This is a genomic window from Brevibacillus sp. AF8 (assembly GCF_021270385.1).
Taxonomy (GTDB): domain Bacteria; phylum Bacillota; class Bacilli; order Brevibacillales; family Brevibacillaceae; genus Brevibacillus.
Map to the genome: position 1 here is coordinate 18,223 of NZ_JAGQDN010000022.1, position 16,026 is coordinate 34,248.

A 16,026-nucleotide genomic window follows, 5' to 3' on the forward strand; every position below is an offset into this window, starting at 1 on the left:
AACACGCCCTTAAGCGTCCACCTCTGAAACACATCCTGAAAGGACCACTTTGGACGCGGTTTCGCTTTTTGCATGGAGTCGTGCAGTCAATCCCCTGGGGGGTGGCCCTAGAAGCTGAGCGTTTTTTCCTGTTTCCTCCCCTCCACTACAGCAACGTACAAGTCTTTTTTTCATTCGACTTCTAAACACGAGAAACGCTAAAGACTTGGCGTAGTCTCGTTTTCTAATGGTATAGTAAAGAATAAAATGGAGGAGACTCAAGACGAGAGGAGTATGAGTGATGTCCACAATTATGATTGTAGAAGACGACCCGAAAATCAACCAGCTGCTGCAAGAGCAACTGGAAAAATACGGATTCCAGACAGTCAATGTTGAACATTTCGATAGAGTCATGGAGGTATTTACCCAATCGCGCCCTGATCTGGTTCTGTTGGATGTGAATCTACCGAAATTTGACGGATTTTATTGGTGCCGGCAAATGCGCCAGGAGTCCAACTGCCCGATCCTGTTCATCTCTGCACGAGAAAGTAAAATGGACCAAGTGATGGCCTTGGAGAATGGGGCCGATGACTATATCACAAAGCCGTTCGACTACGACGTGGTTTTGGCCAAAATCCGCAGTCAACTGCGTCGGGCTTACGGACAATATGCTCCGCAAGAAGGGGAGCGTACGGTTGAAGTGGCGGGGCTCAAGCTATTTTTGGAGCGAATGGAGCTGTCCATGAACGATACCAAAATCGAGCTGAGCAAAAAGGAAGCGTTACTGCTCGAAGCCTTGATGAATCAACATCCGCGTGTCGTCAGTCGTGAGCGTTTGCTAGAAAAGCTGTGGGATGAACAGTTTGTCGATGAAAACACGCTAAATGTCTACATCACACGCGTGCGCGGCAAGCTGAAGGACTTAGGCCTAGAGGGAGCTGTCGAGACTGTTCGCGGTTCCGGTTATCGCTTGCGTGCGACTTGGGAGGAGGGGCAATGAAGCTGTTCCTTCGAGATCAATGGCCATTCGCAGCGTTTTTTCTCGTCCAATTGATCTTATTGATTATGATTTTTGCGATGGATGGGTACTGGAATGAATCATTGATGATCTATGTCATGTTTTTATCTGTTTTTTTCGCGGGGGCTTTTCTCGCCATTCGTTACTTGTCTCACCGCACAATCTATCAGCGACTGAGCAAGCCGGTAGAGTCATTAGAAGAGCTGACCCAGACATACGGGAATTCACCGTTGTGTCGCGCGATGGATGACATCAGTCAGGAGCAGTACCGACTCTACAAAGAACAGCTCCATGCCTATGAAAACAAGCAACGGGATCATACGACCTTTATCCAGCAGTGGGTTCATCAGATGAAGACGCCGATTTCGGTCATTCATCTGTTGCTGCAAAATGAAGACGATCCAACAGCTGAGAGCGTCCGTGAAGAAGTGGACCGAATCAAGCGTGGACTGGAAACGGTACTGTACATAGCTCGCCTGGACCGATTTGAACAGGACTTCCTGATCGAGCCCGTAACGCTGCGTTCCTTGGTGCAGAATGTGTTGGCTGAAAATAAGCGGCTGTTTATTCGCAACCAAGTGTATCCAGAGGTAAAAGTGGATGAAAACTGGCGAGTGGAATCGGACGACAAGTGGCTCGCTTTTGTCCTCAACCAATTGTTGACGAATGCCGTTCGTTATTCAGCAGGGAAAAGCAACAAGGTCACTATTCGTGCGTATGAACGCGGAGCACATGCCATACTGGAAGTGCAGGATTATGGAATCGGGATTCCTGCCGAAGATATTCGCCGCGTGTTCAAGCCATATTTTACGGGCGAAAACGGGCGCAAATACCCTGAGTCCACCGGGATGGGGCTATATTTGGTGAAAGAAATTTGCGGGCGGCTCCATCATGGGGTGGAAATGGAATCAGAAGTGGGCGAGGGGACAACCGTGCGTATTGTCTTGTCTGCTGTCGTCCCAACCTTACAAGAAAGTAAGGTAGCTGAAAGTTAATTCGATAGTTGCACTATGCGCACTTTCGTATAGTTGAAGAGATAGTTCAAAAAGTCGTCTTTTGATCACGAAGTAATTAAGAAAGCTGATTCGACATCGAAAGAGGCGTTCACCTTTAAAGTCCGGTGCTCATGTAGGTTCCTACACTCCGCTCCTCCTTTTGCAGGTTCTCGCCTCTTTCTCGGTGCTGAAAAGACGACTTTTTGAATGCACTTGAATTTGGAAGTGCAAGAAAGGGGAATAGCGCATGGAAATGCTTGCTGTAAATAGCTTGAGTAAAATATACGGGGGCAAGGTAACCTACCGCGCGTTGACCGATATCGATTTTTCGATTCGCAAGGGTGAATTCGTCGGTATTATGGGCCCCTCAGGCAGTGGCAAGACTACGCTATTAAACATGATCTCCACTATTGATACACCAACCTCTGGTGCGGTTCTATTGAACGGTACGAATCCGCATCATTTAAAAAAAGATAAACTCGCTCTGTTTCGTCGCCGTGAGCTCGGCTTTGTATTTCAAGATTTTAATCTCTTGGACACGTTGACGATTGGGGAAAATATCGTGTTGCCGCTGACGCTGGACAATGAGAAAGTCTCGGTCATGGAAGAAAAGCTGCAAAGTGTTGCGGAGAAGCTAGGGATTCAGGACATATTGGAAAAGCGGACCTTCGAGGTATCAGGGGGGCAACGCCAACGAACGGCAATTGCCAGGGCGATCATTCATTCCCCGTCGCTTTTGCTCGCTGACGAGCCGACAGGAAATCTTGATTCCAAGTCTTCGCGCAATGTGATGGAGACACTGGAAGCGATCAATAAGAGAGATAATACCACCATGATGATGGTGACGCATGATGCTTTGGCTGCCAGCTATTGCCATCGGGTAATTTTTATTAAAGACGGCCAGCTCCATAACGAGATGTATCGTGGTGAGAGTCGACAGGTATTCTTCCAGAAAATTATTGACTCATTGTCGTTTTTGGGAGGGAACACCTATGACCTTTCGACAATTCGCGTGTAATAATGTTGTACGAAATAAGCGTATGTACGCTGCATTCTTCATGAGTAGCGTTTTTTCTGTCCTCATTTTTTTCGTCTATGCGATGTTCATTTTTCATCCGGAAATTATCGGGCAGGAGATTCATGAATCCGTAGCTACTGGGATGATGGCGGCTGAGTACGTCATTTTTCTGTTCTCTTTCTTTTTTCTCTTTTATTGTGTCGGTGCTTTTCTGAAAAAGAGGGAGAAGGAGTTCGGCATCCTTTTTATCCAGGGTATGACACCGCTACAGCGGAACACGCTGATTTTTATGGAAAACATGCTGATTGGCATCGTCTCGATTGCCATTGGGATTGGCCTCGGACTAGTTCTCGCCAAGCTGTTTTTCCAATTCGCCGGATTTTTGCTTGCTGTAAAAGCACTCGGGTTTTACTTCCCGTGGAAAGCGATCGGTTTGACAGTGGTGGCGTTTCTCATCTTGTATGCAGCCATTTCGCTATTTACGGTCCTCTTGCTGCGAAGCCGCAGTCTGTTGGATCTGTTGCAAGGAAGCGGTCGACCTAAGCGTGAGCCGAGGGCATCGTTAGTGCTGTCTCTGGTCGCGGTAGCTTTGTTGGGCATGAGCTATGCCTTAGCCCTCACTGCTGACGGCGTGAATGTGCTCGTATTGATGCTTCCGGTCATTGCGCTGACGACTGTAGGAACGTACTTGTTGTTTACTCAGCTGAGCGTCATCTTCATCGATTTTCTGAAGAAGCGTCGAACTTTTTATTGGAAACGTACGAATCTCTTGACGCTCTCTGATCTGGCCTATCGGATGAAGGATAATGCACGGATGTTCTTTTTAGTCAGCATCGTCTCTACTGTTGCTTTTTGTGCGATTGGCACGCTGGCAGCTTTGGCTGGGTCGATTCAGATCACGGTGATGAAAACACACCCGTTTGCGTTTGAATACCAGTCCAAAGAAAGCGATGCGGAGAGAGCGAAGCATCTGTCTTTAATTGAAACGAGCTTGCAGCAAAATGGCTTTTCCTTCGAAAAATATCAAGTGGCTATGCGAGTTTTGCCAGAACTGGTTCAGGAGGAAAGGGTCGGAGTAGTCAAGCTGTCTGACTATAACCGGCTGGCCGTAGCTTCCAATTCGACTGTACTCGAAATGACGAATAAAGAGGCCTTCGTACTGCTCAATTGGATTGGTGATTCGGTAGCGAGCAAAACACTGCAAGTGGGGAAGGCACAGCTCGCAGTCAAAACAGATACGAATATGACTCCATTGATCAGAGGGATTGAATTTAAGCGATTGGTTGTCGTACCGAATCAGGTGTATGACCAGCTTCCGAAAATGAAGGAAGAAGAGCGCTTTGTGTACGAGGTGCCAAGATGGAAGGAAACGCAGGATCTTAGTCTCAAGCTTCAGGAAGATATTCGTCATGACGAAGATAATTATTCGTTTTCAGCTCGTGCACCCTACTACCATACCATGAAACAAATGGCGAACATGGGACTCTTTATCGGGTTGTTTGTGGGTGTGTTGTTCTTCGTAGCCGCAGCAAGCTTTCTCTACTTCCGTCTGTACACGGATTTGGAATACGACAAACGGCATTATGGAGCGCTTTCCAAGATTGGACTCACGGATGCGGAGCTGACGCGGATCGTCACGACTCAGGTTGCCCTGCTGTTCTTCGTGCCGATTGTGGTGGCCATTATTCACAGTATGGTGGCGTTCGTGTCCCTGCAAAGCTTGTTGAAGCTCATCCTTGTCGCGTCTGTGGTCAAACCGACCGCGATTGTCCTATGCAGCTTCGTCGTTGTTCAAGGTGTGTATTTCTGGATCATTCGAAACCGTTACTTGTTCCATTTAAAGCAATCAATGAACCGCTAGTGACTTTTTCCAGCATGTCCAGACGAGCAGGGACATAGGATAAAAGGAGAAGGATGCGAGGGGGCAAGTGGATGGAACGAGAGACGTGGATGAGGCAAGCCGTACAGATTGCGTTTGAAAATGTCCGTGATAAAACAGGCGGACCATTTGGAGCCATTGTCGTGAAGGACGGGCAAGTAATTGGGCGAGGACGCAATGAAGTGACGGCGAGCAATGACCCTACGGCACATGCCGAAATCCAAGCGATTCGAGAAGCATGTCGTTATCTCGAAACCTTTCAATTAAACGATTGCGACCTGTATACAAGCTGTGAGCCGTGTCCGATGTGTCTGGGAGCCATCTATTGGGCCAGACCGCGCAATGTCTATTATGCTTGCACGAAAGAAGATGCGGCGCATGTCGGTTTTGATGATCAGTTTATTTATGAGCAGATTGTTCTTCCTCTTGAAGAACGGAGTATTCCTTTTCAGAGAATCAATCTTGCGAATAGACGGAGCCCATTTGAAGCATGGTCTCAATCTCTGGACCGTATCGAATATTAATCGAGAGCCTCTCCTGCGGAGTAGGCTCTTTTTCTTTGCTTTATTTATAGTAAGAATAGGTTTTAATATGGGATTTTTTGTAAAAGTATTGCATTGTGTCGAAAATCGTATTATAGTAACAACAATCATCATGGAATTCGACCGAATTTTCTAATATTGAGCTGTGATAAGGTTGAATATTGTTTGAAAAAGACGAATAAAGGTGTGTTTGTATGGAGGAAACTTTCCGAAGATCACTTTATCCTGAATTAGATGACATCGACTACGGGATCATTCGAGCCTTACAAGGAAATGCGCGCTTACCGTTTACTCAGATTGCGAAGGACCTCGGGGTTACAGAAAAGACGATCCGCATGCGCGTTCAGCAATTACAGGACGAAGGTGCCCTGAGTCTGGTCGGTATTGTTAATCCAGTCAAAGCAGGGTTTCACGTACAGGCGATGATTCAAGTGGCTGTGGATGCGGAAAAGCTGGACGATGTGGTTGCTGCGTTAACGGAAACCGTAGAGATCAGGCTCATCGTACTTACTTCTGGTGAATATCAGCTTTTCACACAGATTCTCGTAACAAGCAATGAAGAATTATCCCAATTTTTGCTCAAAAAGCTTCACAAGATTCCGGGCATCTCCAAAACGAATGTGATTAACGAATTGAAAATACTGAAGTCCAAGTACAACTTTATCCGTTAGCAAGGCCAACTGGTATCCTGTCAATTGGTGCAATCGGGTGAACTTTTTTGCTAGCTAGGCAAGGACGGAGGTACAGCTATGATTTACTGGCAATTATTTCTCGCCTTTTTCCGCATCGGAATCTTTGGATTTGGAGGAGGACCTACGATGGTTCCCCTCTTTTATACCGAATGTGTGAAAAAGTACAAATGGGTGACAGATGAGGACTTTTCCGACAATCTGGCGCTCGGCAACGCTCTTCCAGGGCCCATTGCGACCAAGCTGGCCGCATTTATCGGCTATCGGGTAAAAGGCTGGAAGGGTGCATTGGTGGCAAACATCGCAGTCGTGATGCCAATCGTGCTTGTGATGATCGGTTTGCTGCAAGTCATATATCAATGGAAGGATGCGCCGGGTGTATACGGCATGATCCAGGCAATCGGTCCGGTAATCGCAGTCATGACAGGCGTCCTTACTTGGGAATTCCTTTCAAAGGGGTGGAAGGGAGCATCCAGCAAAGCAGGTGTGAGTCTTTCCCTCGCCCTTTCACTCGTTGCGTTGCTCTTCCTTGATTGGCATCCGGGCATTGTAGTAGGGATTGCGCTTGCCGTTTCATTTGCCTACTCTACTTGGTCTGTCCGCAAGCGCAAGGACAAGGACGGCAAGGAGGGAGTAGCATGATCTACCTGCAATTATTTTGGGCCTTTTTCATCTCCAACATTTTGGGGTACGGGGGAGGACCACCGAGCATCCCTTTGATCCAAAATGAAGTGGTTGACCATTACCAGTGGATGAGTGTACAGGAATTCGGAGAAGTGCTTGCGGTAGCAAATGCGCTGCCCAGCCCAATCGCGACCAAGCTCGCTGGATACATTGGCTATCAGGTAGCGGGTGTACCGGGCGCAGTAGTCGCATTATTTGCAACGGTCGCTCCGACAGCGATCGCTATGGTCTTATTGATGGGTTTTATTAATTTATTCCGCAGTGCTCCACAAGTAAAAGCGATGACCCAATCGGTACGGCCAGTCGTTACTGTCTTGCTCGGAACGATGACGTATCAATTCCTGATGGGCGCAGTAGAGGGAATCGGCTGGATGCAAACAGGGATTTTGACAGTGGCCTCTTACCTTCTGCTCGAAACATGGAAGGTCCATCCCGCTTTTGTCATCGTGGGAGCGATGGCTTACGGGTTTGTTTTCATCGGCTAGGAAAGTTTACGTAAGCTGGTAAGAAGAAAAAGCACAGGGCTCGTAGACCTTGACAACGCCTACCCAGTCGGAACTTCTAAAAGGGGACCCGCTTGTCGAACACGTCTTCCCTGAGAAACCTCCGCCCGTAGGGTGGCTTTGGCTCGACGGTCCCCTTTTGGAAGTGGAGACGGACAGTGAATCCCCCTTGCTGGCGTGTCAGAGTCGAAGAGAACTGTGCTTTTTCTTCTCCTCCACTATGTTGACTCAAACCAAAAGGACGTTCCGTGCTTATCAATTGGTCTTTCTTATCGGCTAAACGAACGATTTAGGAGGCAAAAACCATGGTTAATTACGACGCAATGGAATACCCATACGCATCGAAGCGTGTGACGACTTTTGCCAAGAACGGCATGGTGGCGACCTCGCAGCCACTGGCGGCACAAGCTGGCCTCGATATATTGAAAAAGGGCGGAAATGCGGTGGATGCGGCGATTGCAACGGCTGCGTGCCTGACTGTAGTAGAACCGACCTCGAACGGCATCGGGGGAGACGCATTTGCCCTCGTGTGGATCAAAGACGAGCTGCATGGACTGAATGCAAGCGGGCCTGCTCCACAAGGAATCTCCATCGAGATACTAAAAGCAAAAGGTCTGGAAGAAATGCCGACCTACGGCTGGACACCTGTCACGGTACCGGGCGCACCTGCTGCGTGGGCAGCTTTGTCCAAGCGTTTCGGACGCCTTCCGCTGACAGAGGTTTTGCAGCCAGCGATTGATTATGCGGAGAATGGCTATCCTGTATCGCCCACATTGGCGAATAATTGGAATGCCGCACACAAAAAGTTTTCCCAGCAATGCAAAGGGGAAGAGTTCGCGCATTGGTTCTCCACCTTTACGCCAGATGGCAAAGTGCCAAAAGCGGGCGCCATCTGGAAGTCGCTGGGTCATGCGAAGACGCTGCGTCAAATCGCGGAAACAAATGCAGAGAGCTTCTATCGCGGAGAGCTGGCAGACAAGATCGACGCGTTCTCCCGTGAGTGCGGCGGCTATTTGCGCAAAGAAGACCTAGCTGCCTATGAGCCGGAATGGGTGAAGCCGATCGGAGTCAACTACCGTGGCTACGATGTGTGGGAGATACCGCCGAATGGGCAAGGGATGATCGGCCTGATGGCCCTGAACATTCTGAAGGGGTTTGATTTTGACACAAAAGACACAACAGAAACGTATCACAAGCAAATCGAAGCGATGAAGCTGGCATTTGTGGATGGATTGAAATACATCACGGAAGAGAGCAAAATGAAAGTTTCCAAGGAAGCGCTGTTGTCAGAGGAATACGCTGCCACTCGCCGTGCACTGATTGGTCATGAAGCCTTGACGCCAGAGCCGGGTCAGCCGAAAACGAGCGGTACGGTCTATTTAGCGACTGCTGACGGTGAGGGCAACATGGTTTCCTTTATCCAAAGCAACTACATGGGCTTTGGTTCTGGGGTAGTTGTGCCGGGGACAGGGATCGCCATGCAAAACCGCGGTCATACCTTCTCGCTGGACCCTGCTCATGACAATTGCTTGGAGCCCGGCAAAAAAACGTTCCACACCATAATCCCGGGCTTCTTGACGAAGGATGGAAAAGCAGTGGGGCCATTCGGTGTAATGGGTGGCTTCATGCAGCCACAAGGACATGTGCAAGTGGTCATGAACACGATCGACTTCCAGCTGAATCCGCAAGCTTCACTCGATGCGCCGCGCTGGCAGTGGGTGGAAGGCAAAACAGTGGAGCTGGAGCGTCATTTCCCGGAGCATTTGGCACAAGCCTTGGAGCGCAGGGGCCATACGATCAAGTGGGCGCAGCTCGGCAATTACTTCGGACGTGGTCAAATCATTTGGCGTGATGAAAATGGTGTGCTAAGCGGTGGTACGGATATGCGGGCAGATAGCAGTATTGCGGCTTGGTAAGGAAAAATTCTGGGGCTGGACTAAGGAAAGGAGGGCTACCATGGAAACTTTACCTCCATGGGTGTGGTATGTTTATTATATATTTATTCTCATAACGATAATTAGTAGTATTGTGTATCTAATTCGAAAACGGCGTACCCTTTTTTCGATGATCACTCTATTTTTTTCTATTTGCGGTCCAATTGTATTCTTTTTGCAGTCTTTGACGCGCGGTTCTGGTACAGAAATTGATAACCTGTTGTACGGCCTTAGCCAAGGGGAAATATGGGCATGGTTTGTGATCCTTGCTTTTATGGAAATAGTTGCGTGGTACCTCGCACTTGCTAAAGATTTTCTTGGTAAAAGGGAACAAAAGAACAATCCTTAGAACGTAAGGACAGTTGTATTACGGCTTGGTAGGGAAAAGAGAACCAAATAGTAGAGTGAGTTGGGCCGAAGCAGATGCTTCGGTCTTTTTATTTGTGCCTGTTTTCTACTTTTGACGATATTCACCTGTTCAGAAGTTGTTTAGATGTTCCCGGTAGAATGTAGAAAATGATCAGATTACGTCGTTTCTGCGTATAGTAAACCCCTTTATGATAGTTCGAAAGTCGTGGTATAAAAGATGGGAGAAAACATTTTGAATGAATAGCATTTTAATTGTTGATGATACAGCGTTTACGAGACTTGTGCTGCGTAACATGTTTGAGAAATTAGGTGTTGAGGTAGTTGCAGAAGCTGATTCAGGGGAGGAGGCTGTTAGAAATTATTGTTTGTATCGACCGTCACTCGTCATGATGGATATTACGATGCCGGGCATGAACGGTTTGGTTGCCTCCCGAAAAATCATGGAGCTGGATAAGAATGCGAAGATCATTATATGCTCCGCAGTTACACGACGCGATACTGTCATCAAAGCGATCCAGGCAGGTGCGCGTGATTTTATCGCAAAACCCTTGCAGTTCGAGAGAATTGAATGGGCTGTGCAACATTTGCTGAAAACAGATTCCAGGTGAATGCGATGGGGGATATGGAGCAGTTCCCGAGTTTGCAGTAGGTTCAGGGACAGCTTTTGATCAATGAGGCCAAGCAGTGAAGAACAGAGATAAGCTGCCGTATAGGTAACTGTCCCTGCTCTTCTTTTTCTCTTGTTCAGAAATTGTTGAGATGATCCTAGTAGAATGGGGAAATCTGCGGATAGAGGGGCTTTGTGCCTATGAAAACGAAGAGTAAGAGGCAATAGTTTTGGTTGGTATTGGTAATGGGAATATATTACTATAATAAAATAGTCCGAAAGAGATAGATGGATAGGATGGGAGACAGCGTTTTTGGATGAATAGCATTCTGATTGTTGATGATACGGCGTTTACGAGACATGTGTTGCGCAACATATTTGAGACGTTAGGACTCCACGTCGTTGCGGAAGCTGCTTCGGGAGAGGAGGCTGTGAGAAATTACTGCTTGTACAAACCATCACTCGTTACGATGGATATTACCATGCCCGGCATGAACGGTTTGACTGCTTCACGTAAAATCATGGAGTTGGACAAGGATGCCAAGATCATTATTTGCTCAGCAGTGTCTAGGCACGATACCGTCATAAAGGCGCTTCAAGCAGGTGCGCGGGATTTCATAGCGAAGCCACTGCAGCTGGAGCGAATCGAATGGGCTGTGCAAAAATTGCTGGGAACAGGGGTAGATGTTCGTCGTGGGGATAGACAGGTGAAACAAATAGCTGAGGTGTTAGTATGAAAGTTTTGGTCACAGGTGGTTATGGGTTCATTGGTTCTTTTGTCGCGGAGAGATTTTATAAGGAAGGGTATAAAGTTTTCATCCTCGACAATCTCAGCTCAGGCAATCAGAGGAACGTCACATTTCCGCATAAGGCATACGAGCTGGATGTAGCGGATAAAAAATGTGATGAAGTATTTAAAAGCAACAGGTTCGATGTCGTCATACATTTAGCGGCCCAAGTCAGTGTTGCTGCATCCATGGAAGACCCTTTGCTGGATACGAATACGAACATTCTTGGACTCGTGAATATGCTGAAGCTATCGAGCAAATATGGCGTGTCCAAATTTATTTTTGCGTCATCAGCCGCCGTTTACGGCATGAGTGAAAATACACCGTTACACGAAGATTCAGCGTGTGATCCGGTGTCTGTTTATGGAATAAACAAGCACATCGGTGAAATGTATTGCCGTAAATGGACGGAAATGTACGGCTTGCGAACGGTAGCCTTTCGCCTGGCGAATGTGTATGGCCCCAGACAGAGTGCAGTAGGGGAAGGCGGCGTCATCTCCACTTTTTTAACTCAGATCAACCATGGAAAAGAAATTGTTTTGCACGGGGATGGCAGCCAAACGAGAGATTTTATTTATGTAGAGGATGTAGCTGACGCCATTTTTCGTTCCGTTACCACGGATGATACCAGTGTGATGAATTTGTCTACCAATCAGGAAAGCAGCATTAATGAGCTGATTGACATTCTTGGGGAGAACCAGCAGCTCCAGGGAATAGTGCGAAGGGAAAAACGCCCAGGAGACGTAGAAAAGTCGGTTTTGGACAATACGCGGGCAAAGAGAAGACTAGATTGGATCCCGATGTATTCATTGGCGGAGGGGCTAGAAAAAACGGCGCAGTGGTATCAAGAGAGCATCGCAGAGAAAGAACAAGAGCAAGAGAGCGAAGGGAAGAAAACGATCCTTTGGCTACGTTCATGGGATGCAAGGCCGTACATAGAGAACATTCTTGCGTTTCTTCTGGTGATTTTCGCCACAGTTGGAACGGTTAATAGCGGTGTCTTTGATCTCAAGCTGATTTACATCGTGTTGATTGGCGCCATTTACGGAACGAAGCAATCCCTCTTGTCTGTTATCCTGGCTTGTGGACTTTTTATCGGGGAAAGCCTGCATAACGGACGCGATGTCGTATCGCTTTTGTATGACGCAAATGTTCTGTTTCATATCGCTGTCTATTTTATTATCGGGATTGCTGTGGGCTATTCGATCGATAAACGCAACAGGGACGTACTGTCCAAGGAGCTGCAAAAGCAAGCCCTGGAAGACAAATATGATTTTTTAAAAGACATTTATAACGATGTCCTGATGGTAAAGCAAGAATTGCAGCAGCAGATCGTCAATTCGGAAGACAGCTTCGGGAAAATCTACAGCATCACCAAAGAGTTGGACAGCCTCGAGCCGGAGCGCGTATTGCAGAAATCGGTCAAGGTACTGGAAAGAATCATGAAGTCCGATGAGATCGCAATTTATACGATGAATCAAAATGGTTCCTTCTTGCGATTGATGGCCAAATCGAATAAAGCGGGTTTTGATCTGCCACGCTCGCTGAAAATGAGTGAGCATGCTTATCTTACTGAATTAATGACAATGAAGAAGATCATCGTGAATAAAGAGCTGCGTCACGACATGCCTCTTATGGCAGCCCCTATTTTTGACAAGGGAAAAATGGTTGCCGTGGTCACATTGCAACAGCTCGGATTTGAAAATTTTACAATGTACACCCAAAACCTCTTCCAAGTCGCCGTTCAATTGATCTCATCCGCTTTGTCCCGTTCTCTCCGATACTTAAACTCCACACAAAAGGACCGCTACCTGGAAGATACCTCTATCCTGATTCCTGCTTATTTTTCAGCAATGGTGAAGAACAAAAGGGATGCCAAACAACAGTTGAACACTGACTTTACCCTCCTGGCAGTGGATTCTGCGCAAATGGATCATCATACCCTTTCTACCTATGTCGCCAGTTCTCTTCGCGAAGCAGATTATATGGGAATGGACGAAGCCGGAGATGTCTATATCATTCTCTCCAATTCCAACGAGCAAGAAGCCCGTATCGTGATTGATAGGCTTGGTAGACTCGGTATTGCATCGAGAATTGTGCAGGAAAAAGACCAGGATCGCTTCTGGCTGAAGGATGGCGCCTATGCTTAATCTAGTCCTCCTCCATGTCTTGGTGTCTGTTGGTTACAGTTGGATACAAAGCCGGGGCAAGAACAGGCAGGTGCTTATTATGCGAATGCTTGTTGTTGGCTTTCTTCCCGTTTTTGGCCTCCTGTTATTGGGGATTACGGATACATTCAAACGAACATCGAAAAAGAATGTGAATGAACTGATGCTAGAGAGCGATTTGCTGAAACTAGCTGAGGGATCGAATATTTTCCGAAGAGCGGACATGGAAAAGGAAATGAACATCGTACCGGTTGAGGACATTTTGTTTTTGAACGACACTGGCACACGCCGAAAGATGCTGATCGATGTCTTGAAAGAGCAGACCATTTGGCAGATCGGTACATTGGAGACAGCCTTGCAAAACGAGGATTCGGAAACGGTTCACTACGCGGCAGCCGCTCTAACGGAAATGCAGCGCAACCTTCAGCTCCAACTGCAGGATTTATCAGTGAAATACGAGGAGAACAAGCAGGATCTTGGAGTTTTACGCGCCTACGCAGATGTATTGAAGAAGTATCTGGACAGTTCACTCATTGATCAACGCACTTATGTGAAATACAGCTACACGTATTCATTTGTTCTCGAATCATTATTGGACATTTATCAGGAAGAAGAAAGCTATTTTGTGGACAAGATCAATTGCGAGCTGATGAACCAGTCCTATGAATCAGCCGCACAATACTGTCAATTGTTTCATGAGTATCATCCGGAAAGCGAGCAGCCATATGTCATGTCGCTAAAGCGCTTCTTTACGATCAGAGACTACGCGGGGTTTGTGGCTGAAATGAATCGGTTAAAAAGTTCGTCGGTTAAAATATCCCACGCCACGCTGATGATGATCCGCTACTGGAGCACTTTGGAGGATGTTGAGCAAGACAGCACATGGGGGGAAGTCGCTGCTGCACAGGAAACAGGTCCGAATTTGACAGAGATGAGCGATACAAAATGAGAATGACAAGGAACATGAGAAGGAAAAGAGACAGGGAAAACGACAGAGAATGGAGCAGGTCGAGGTCCAGCGATATTCCCGTGAAAAAAAACATCTACATCATTCTGATCTTTGTGGCGATTCTGGGGATCACCATAGAAGCTACCCGATCTCAGTTCATCCTTCAGGTGAGCAATAATAAGTCAAGAGGCTCGCAAATACAGAATGACGAGCCGAAGCAAAACGCGATCGGTCAGGAGGAAATCGCCAAGCTAGCAAGGGAGAAATTCCTCATTCTGCATGATTCCAAGGATGAGAGCAGCATGGCAATCGCGAGGAATGTGGAGCAAGTGCTGCGGTATATGAAAAAGGAGTACGATCTCGCTGACGTTAAGCAGTTCTCGAAGCCCGATCCCCAATACATGACGGTCATTGTCACCATAGAAAATCTCGGCATGATAGCCAATCTGGATGCGATGATGCAATATGCGCACAATGGTGGAAATGTGTTCTTTTCACGTATGCCTGAATACAATGACAGCTTGTACCGCATATACCGAAAACTGGGGATCAATTCCATCAATTACCCTATCGTGACAAACGGCATTCAGATGACATCCAATCTCTTGATCAAAGGAGAAGATGCAAAAATCGGCGCAGATTCCATTGTGAATTCCTCGATTCCCGTAGAGCTGGATAGGCAAGCGAAGGTTCACGCTGTTTCTGCCGACAATATGCCACTGTTATGGGAGACACAGTATGGACAGGGAAAGGTCATGGTCTATAACGGGACGAATATGCAATCTGCAATGAACAGAGGACTGATTGCTGGTGGCATCAGTTCACTGAATCAAGATTTCATGTACCCCATTTTCAATATGAAAATCATGTATATTGACGATTTTCCGGCCCCTTTTCGTCAGGGGATCGAGCCGAGTATTTACCGCGAGTACCACAAAGATATTCCCAGCTTCTATCGGGATGTGTGGTGGCCGGACATGATCAAGCTTGCTGCCGATTACGATGTGACCTACACGGGAGCTATTATCAAAACCTACAATAACCGGGTTGCCCCGCCCTTCACTGATGAGGAAGGAACGGATTCAAACAATCTGATCACGTACGGCAGGGATTTGTTGAAATTGGGTGGCGAATTGGGCATCCATGGATACAACCATCAATCGCTGGTAGCCGATCAGGCGACGGCGAGCCATTACGAGTATAAGGCTTGGCCTGATGAAGCAAGCATGGCTGAGTCGCTTGCGTACCTGGACGATTATATCAAGAAGGTTTTCTCGTCGTATGACATACAGGTGTACGTTCCGCCTTCCAACGTGATGGGAGAGGAAGGGCGTCGAGCGCTGAAAGAATCCTTCCCTGATCTGAGGGTCATTGCCTCCTTGTATGCAGAATCAGATAGTACACACGAATACATCCAGGAGTTTTCTGTGGCTGATGATGGCATGATAGAGCTGCCACGTATTACCTCCGGATACAGTCGCACAGACATTCATGATTGGTACATAACGAATGCGATCACATCCATTGGTGTTTTTTCTCATTTTGTTCATCCAGACGATGTGTTGGACAAGGGGCGAAGCAATAACAAGTCGTGGCCGGAATTGGTAAAAGACTTTCAACTCATGCTGGAAGAACTTTACCAGCAGTATCCATGGTTACGTAGTCAGACTGCTTCCGAAGCTGCAGCAAGTCTTGAGAGCTATGTGCAGACGGATGTGTATATCACGCATACGGATAAAAAAATAACAGGCTACATGAACAATTTCTCCGGCGAAATGTATTACATCTTGCGGACAAACAAAAAAATGACGAGCTTGGTCAATTGTACGGTAGAAAAAATAGAGGAAGGTGCCTATCTCGTGCATGCAACGGGTGCCAAATTTGATATAGGACTGGAAGAGTAA

The 16,026-nt window shown here is 47.2% G+C and carries 15 protein-coding genes; all 15 read left to right on the forward strand.

Going from position 1 to position 16,026, the window contains the following annotated elements; all coding sequences use genetic code 11:
• The first annotated feature begins 280 nt into the window (after positions 1-280).
• The 15 genes from KB186_RS23100 to KB186_RS23170 all read left to right on the forward strand — a co-directional run bounded on the left by KB186_RS23100 (position 281) and on the right by KB186_RS23170 (position 16,026).
• On the forward strand, positions 281-979 hold the full coding sequence (locus KB186_RS23100) for a response regulator transcription factor (RefSeq protein WP_173610735.1): 699 nt from the start codon (positions 281-283) through the stop codon (positions 977-979).
• The gene (locus tag KB186_RS23105) at positions 976-1,992 is read left to right on the forward strand and encodes a sensor histidine kinase (RefSeq protein ID WP_232774435.1); all 1,017 of its coding nucleotides are present in this window, start codon (positions 976-978) and stop codon (positions 1,990-1,992) included. Before KB186_RS23100 ends, KB186_RS23105 begins: the two co-directional genes overlap by 4 nt.
• A gap of 247 nt (positions 1,993-2,239) precedes the next feature.
• Positions 2,240-3,010: an ABC transporter ATP-binding protein gene (locus KB186_RS23110; RefSeq protein ID WP_007729857.1), complete on the forward strand. Its 771-nt coding sequence runs from the start codon at positions 2,240-2,242 to the stop codon at positions 3,008-3,010.
• A complete protein-coding gene (locus KB186_RS23115) occupies positions 2,985-4,871 on the forward strand; it encodes an ABC transporter permease (RefSeq protein WP_173610733.1) in 1,887 nt (628 codons plus the stop codon). The genes KB186_RS23110 and KB186_RS23115 overlap by 26 nt, the downstream gene beginning before the upstream one ends.
• A 71-nt stretch (positions 4,872-4,942) precedes the next feature.
• Positions 4,943-5,413: a nucleoside deaminase gene (locus tag KB186_RS23120; RefSeq protein ID WP_173610732.1), complete on the forward strand. Its 471-nt coding sequence runs from the start codon at positions 4,943-4,945 to the stop codon at positions 5,411-5,413.
• A 212-nt stretch (positions 5,414-5,625) separates the two neighbouring features.
• A complete protein-coding gene (locus tag KB186_RS23125; RefSeq protein WP_173610731.1) occupies positions 5,626-6,102 on the forward strand; it encodes an Lrp/AsnC family transcriptional regulator in 477 nt (158 codons plus the stop codon).
• Positions 6,103-6,180: 78 nt separating this feature from the next.
• The gene (locus KB186_RS23130; protein WP_048030999.1) at positions 6,181-6,762 is read left to right on the forward strand and encodes a chromate transporter; all 582 of its coding nucleotides are present in this window, start codon (positions 6,181-6,183) and stop codon (positions 6,760-6,762) included.
• Positions 6,759-7,289: a chromate transporter gene (locus KB186_RS23135; RefSeq protein ID WP_173610730.1), complete on the forward strand. Its 531-nt coding sequence runs from the start codon at positions 6,759-6,761 to the stop codon at positions 7,287-7,289. Before KB186_RS23130 ends, KB186_RS23135 begins: the two co-directional genes overlap by 4 nt.
• A gap of 323 nt (positions 7,290-7,612) precedes the next feature.
• Complete coding sequence (gene ggt, locus KB186_RS23140) at positions 7,613-9,223, forward strand: gamma-glutamyltransferase (RefSeq protein ID WP_232774436.1); 1,611 nt, start codon at positions 7,613-7,615, stop codon at positions 9,221-9,223.
• Between the two features lie 40 nt (positions 9,224-9,263).
• Positions 9,264-9,590: a hypothetical protein gene (locus tag KB186_RS23145; RefSeq protein ID WP_221866754.1), complete on the forward strand. Its 327-nt coding sequence runs from the start codon at positions 9,264-9,266 to the stop codon at positions 9,588-9,590.
• A gap of 256 nt (positions 9,591-9,846) precedes the next feature.
• A complete protein-coding gene (locus tag KB186_RS23150) occupies positions 9,847-10,218 on the forward strand; it encodes a response regulator (protein ID WP_173610727.1) in 372 nt (123 codons plus the stop codon).
• Between the two features lie 316 nt (positions 10,219-10,534).
• On the forward strand, positions 10,535-10,954 hold the full coding sequence (locus tag KB186_RS23155) for a response regulator (protein WP_173610726.1): 420 nt from the start codon (positions 10,535-10,537) through the stop codon (positions 10,952-10,954).
• Complete coding sequence (locus tag KB186_RS23160; protein ID WP_221866755.1) at positions 10,951-13,155, forward strand: NAD-dependent epimerase/dehydratase family protein; 2,205 nt, start codon at positions 10,951-10,953, stop codon at positions 13,153-13,155. The genes KB186_RS23155 and KB186_RS23160 overlap by 4 nt, the downstream gene beginning before the upstream one ends.
• Positions 13,148-14,122: a hypothetical protein gene (locus KB186_RS23165; RefSeq protein WP_221866756.1), complete on the forward strand. Its 975-nt coding sequence runs from the start codon at positions 13,148-13,150 to the stop codon at positions 14,120-14,122. Before KB186_RS23160 ends, KB186_RS23165 begins: the two co-directional genes overlap by 8 nt.
• A 14-nt stretch (positions 14,123-14,136) precedes the next feature.
• On the forward strand, positions 14,137-16,026 hold the full coding sequence (locus KB186_RS23170; protein ID WP_232774437.1) for a DUF2194 domain-containing protein: 1,890 nt from the start codon (positions 14,137-14,139) through the stop codon (positions 16,024-16,026).

Excerpts from the sequence above, each read along its gene's own strand:
- KB186_RS23100 (WP_173610735.1), top strand. The coding sequence starts at position 281 with ATGTCCACAATTATGATTGTAGAAGACGACCCGAAAATCAACCAGCTG.
- KB186_RS23160 (WP_221866755.1), top strand. The coding sequence starts at position 10,951 with ATGAAAGTTTTGGTCACAGGTGGTTATGGGTTCATTGGTTCTTTTGTC.
- KB186_RS23155 (WP_173610726.1), top strand. The coding sequence starts at position 10,535 with ATGAATAGCATTCTGATTGTTGATGATACGGCGTTTACGAGACATGTG.
- KB186_RS23150 (WP_173610727.1), top strand. The coding sequence starts at position 9,847 with ATGAATAGCATTTTAATTGTTGATGATACAGCGTTTACGAGACTTGTG.
- KB186_RS23120 (WP_173610732.1), top strand. The coding sequence starts at position 4,943 with ATGGAACGAGAGACGTGGATGAGGCAAGCCGTACAGATTGCGTTTGAA.
- KB186_RS23105 (WP_232774435.1), top strand. The coding sequence starts at position 976 with ATGAAGCTGTTCCTTCGAGATCAATGGCCATTCGCAGCGTTTTTTCTC.
- KB186_RS23165 (WP_221866756.1), top strand. The coding sequence starts at position 13,148 with ATGCTTAATCTAGTCCTCCTCCATGTCTTGGTGTCTGTTGGTTACAGT.
- KB186_RS23170 (WP_232774437.1), top strand. The coding sequence starts at position 14,137 with ATGAGAAGGAAAAGAGACAGGGAAAACGACAGAGAATGGAGCAGGTCG.
- ggt (WP_232774436.1), top strand. The coding sequence starts at position 7,613 with ATGGTTAATTACGACGCAATGGAATACCCATACGCATCGAAGCGTGTG.
- KB186_RS23130 (WP_048030999.1), top strand. The coding sequence starts at position 6,181 with ATGATTTACTGGCAATTATTTCTCGCCTTTTTCCGCATCGGAATCTTT.
- KB186_RS23110 (WP_007729857.1), top strand. The coding sequence starts at position 2,240 with ATGGAAATGCTTGCTGTAAATAGCTTGAGTAAAATATACGGGGGCAAG.
- KB186_RS23135 (WP_173610730.1), top strand. The coding sequence starts at position 6,759 with ATGATCTACCTGCAATTATTTTGGGCCTTTTTCATCTCCAACATTTTG.
- KB186_RS23145 (WP_221866754.1), top strand. The coding sequence starts at position 9,264 with ATGGAAACTTTACCTCCATGGGTGTGGTATGTTTATTATATATTTATT.
- KB186_RS23125 (WP_173610731.1), top strand. The coding sequence starts at position 5,626 with ATGGAGGAAACTTTCCGAAGATCACTTTATCCTGAATTAGATGACATC.
- KB186_RS23115 (WP_173610733.1), top strand. The coding sequence starts at position 2,985 with ATGACCTTTCGACAATTCGCGTGTAATAATGTTGTACGAAATAAGCGT.